Origin of the sequence: Microbacterium sp. 5K110 (genome assembly GCF_005774735.1) — a bacterium.
GTDB lineage: Bacteria > Actinomycetota > Actinomycetes > Actinomycetales > Microbacteriaceae > Microbacterium.
Window position 1 is genome coordinate 1 of record NZ_VBUM01000174.1, and the last position, 1,158, is coordinate 1,158.

At 73.7% G+C, this 1,158-nt stretch carries 2 protein-coding genes; both read left to right on the top strand.

The genetic code is table 11. The features are described from left to right. Positions 1-582: winged helix-turn-helix domain-containing protein (locus FE256_RS17935; protein WP_138178352.1), on the top strand; the 582-nt coding region annotated here is incomplete at its 5' end. A gap of 64 nt (positions 583-646) precedes the next feature. Beyond that, a partial coding sequence (locus FE256_RS17940; RefSeq protein ID WP_502704869.1) for a DNA glycosylase family protein occupies positions 647-1,158 on the top strand: 512 nt, incomplete at its 3' end.

Consider the following 1,158-nt stretch of genomic DNA (forward strand, 5'->3'; position numbering starts at 1 on the left):
GCCCTCTACGTCGGCATCGACGAGGCCAAGGCCGCCGCCGCCGGCGTCAGCCTCGGCACCCTCGTCGAGGCATTGCGCCGCACGCTCGGCGAGCTGGCTCCCTCCGCCGAGACCTACGCCACCGTCGCCCTCGCCCCCGCCGGTGCGGGCGGTCGCGATGTCGACGTCGTCCGCCTCGCGCTGCACGAACCGTCCGCCGTGGCCCGCACCAAGGACGAGCCCGCCGACGAGGACCGCGCCCCCCGCGGCGTCATCGTCGACATCTCGCGCAAGCGCGTGCTCATCGACGGCGAGTCGGCGGCGTTCACGTTCAAGGAGTTCGAGCTGCTGCAGTACCTCGTTCTGCGCGAGGGTCGCACGATCGAACGCGCCGAGCTCGTGTCGTCGCTGTGGGAGGGCGCGACCGACGACGAAGCGCCCGGCGAGCGCACTATCGACGTGCACGTCCGCCGCCTGCGCGCCAAGCTCGGCGTGTACGAGGACATCGTCCGCACCGTGCGCGGCGTGGGCTACCGGTTCGACCGCCACGCCGACGTCTCGATCCGGTACGGCCACGGCACCCCCTCGCCCGACCGCTTCTGAGTCCTTCCCGGGCGGGTCGCCCTCGGACCGCGGCGATGTCGGCGGGCGGACGTAGGGTGTCCGCATGAGATCGACCCGGGTGTCCACGCGGCTGCGGCCGCGCGTGACGAGCCCGGCGTCCGCGGCACCCGTCGAAACCGAGTACCGCCCGCGGCAGCCCGTCGACGTCGGGCGCGCGGTCGCCGCGCAACGACACGGACGCAACGACCCCACGTACGCCGCGACCGGATCCCTCGGGGCGGGTGGCGTCGTCTGGCGGGTGAGCCGCACCCCCGACGGGGTCGCGACGCTCGCCCTGCGACGGACCGCCGACGGCACCGTCCGCGCGGCCGCCTGGGGCCCCGGCGCCGATTGGGCGCTCGATCAGCTCCCCGCCCTGTGCGGAGCGAGCGACGATCCCGACGGATTCGACGCGTCGCGGCATCCGTCGGTCGCCGAGTGGCATCGGCGGCATCCCGATCTGCGCATCGGACGCACCGACCTCGTGTTCGACGCCCTGGTCAGCGCGATCATGGAGCAGAAGGTCACGGGCATGCAGGCGTTCTCGGCCTGGCGGAGCATCGTCACGTGGTACGG